The organism is Pseudomonas sp. XP2, from assembly GCF_053557975.1.
In genome coordinates this window covers 189,866-192,179 of sequence record NZ_JBNRIK010000008.1, presented here as the reverse complement: position 1 = coordinate 192,179, position 2,314 = coordinate 189,866, and the positions used below count along the sequence as shown (strand labels likewise).

Annotated in this window: 2 protein-coding genes; both read right to left on the bottom strand. The window is 62.2% G+C overall.

The features are described from left to right. Positions 1-36: 36 nt before the first annotated feature. Positions 37-864, bottom strand: coding sequence for an ABC transporter permease (locus ACK1VC_RS11860; RefSeq protein ID WP_003260880.1), 828 nt, complete (start codon positions 862-864; stop codon positions 37-39). An 11-nt stretch (positions 865-875) separates the two neighbouring features. Continuing rightward, positions 876-2,123, bottom strand: coding sequence for an ABC transporter permease (locus tag ACK1VC_RS11855; RefSeq protein WP_016484624.1), 1,248 nt, complete (start codon positions 2,121-2,123; stop codon positions 876-878). Positions 2,124-2,314 lie beyond the last annotated feature (191 nt).

Below are 2,314 nucleotides of genomic sequence, written 5' to 3'. Positions count from 1 at the left end.
TGGCCCGGCGATGAGGCCAGCGCAGACGCCTGAAAATCAGGCCGGCTGCTGGGTTCTCAGCTTCTCGCTGCGCCCACGCAACCACTCCAGGGTCAGCAGCAACACCACCGAGAAAGCAATCAGCAAGGTCGCCGCCGCAGCAATGGTCGGGCTCAGGTTTTCGCGGATACCACTGAACATCTGCCTCGGCAGGGTTGCCTGCTCCGGCCCGGCCAGGAACAGCGTCACCACCACCTCGTCAAACGACGTCGCAAAGGCGAACAGCGCCCCTGAGATCACCCCGGGTGCAATCAGCGGCAAGGTCACGCGGCGGAAGGTCAACAGCGGCGACGCACCCAGGCTGGCAGCCGCCCGCACCAGGTTGTAGTTGAAGCCCTGCAAGGTTGCCGACACGGTAATGATGACAAACGGCACACCCAGCACCGCATGCACCAGAATCAGCGAGGTAAAGCTGTTGCCCATGCCCAGCGGGGCGAAGAACAGGTAGCTGGCCACACCGATGATCACCACCGGCACCACCATCGGTGAAATCACCAGCGCCATCACCAGCGACTTGCCGGGAAAATCACCACGGGTCAGGCCAATGGCTGCCAGGGTGCCGAACACCATGGCCAATACCGTGGCCGCCGGGGCGACGATGATGCTGTTCTTCAGCGCCCGCATCCACTCGGCCGAGCCGAAAAAGTCCTGGTACCACTGCAGCGAAAAGCCCTGCAGCGGGTACACCAGGAAGCTGCCACTGTTGAACGACAGCGGCACGATCACCAGCACTGGCAAGATGAGGAACAGCAGGATCAGACCGCAAAGAATGCGCAGGCTGTAGAACCAGACCCGCTCCACGGGCGACATGTATGGGCTCAGCATGACAAGGCTCCTCAGCTCAGGCGCAGGCGGCTGGCGCCGACCAGCCAGCTATAGATCAGGTACAACAGCACGGTAGCCAGCAGCAACAGCCCGCCCAGTGCGGTGGCCATGCCCCAGTTGATGCTGGTGTTGGTGTAGAAGGCAACGAAGTAGCTGACCATCTGGTCGTTCGGGCTACCCAGCAGCGCCGGGGTGATGTAGTAGCCGATTGCCAGGATGAACACCAGCAGGCAACCCGCGCCAACACCGGCATAGGTCTGCGGGAAGTACACCCGCCAGAAGCTGGCGAACGGGTGGCAGCCCAGCGAGATCGCGGCACGCATGTAGCTCGGCGAAATGCCCTTCATCACGCTGTACAGCGGCAGGATCATGAATGGCAGCAGAATGTGCACCATGGAGATGTACACACCGGTGCGGTTGAACACCAGTTCCAGCGGCTGATCGATGATGCCCATGGCCATCAGTGCACTGTTGATCAGGCCACCCGATTGCAACAGCACGATCCACGCCGCCACCCGCACCAGGATCGAGGTCCAGAAGGGCAGCAGCACCAGAATCATCAGCAGGTTGCTTTGCCGGGTCGGCAGGTTGGCCAGGAGGTAGGCCAGCGGGTAAGCCAGCACCAGGCAGATGGCGGTAATCACCACACCCATCCACAGGGTGCGGGCAAAGATATCCAGGTAAATGGCCTGGTCCGGGGTGGCCTTGGCCAGCTCGCCCAGGTCGTCGATGCGATGGTCCACCGAAGCCAGCAGGTAGAAGGAGGTCACGGTACTGGTGTTGCGGCGTATCGCCTGCCAATAGGCCGGGTCGCCCCAACGTTCGTCGACGGCCTGCAAAGCGTCTTTATAAGAGGCAGGTTCTGCCTTGAATGGCAGTGCCCGGGCTGTCTTGGTCAACAAGCTGCGGTAGCCGGCCAGTTCCATGTTCAAGCGTTTGGACAGGTCGCCAAGGGTCTGGTTCTTGCGCGACTCGGCCAGGTCCTGGCTCAGCGCCTTGTACACATCCTCGCCCGGCAGGCTCTTGCCATCCCACTGGGTGATGATGTCTACCGTGCGTGGCAGGCCGCCCACCACTTCCGGGTTGCCGACACTCTTGTACAGCAGCGCCGCAATCGGCACCAGGAACACCAGCAGAAGAAACAGCGCCAGCGGCGCGATCAACGCCTGCGCCTTCCAGCGGTTGACCCGCTCGGCGTGTTTCAGGCGCTGCTTGAGACTTGGACCTGCGCCTTCGTTGAGGGGCACTGCAATGGCCATGGCGAACTCCGCGATACGAACTGAAAATGGGGCTGCTGTGCAGCCCATCGCCGGCAAGCCAGCGCCCACAGGAACTGCACCGGCTTCAAGACTTCTGATCCCTGTCCCTTACAGGCACTGCACCGGCTTGGGGGATTACACGTTCCCTGTGGGAGCTGGCTTGCCGGCGATGGGCTGCATGGCAGCCCCTC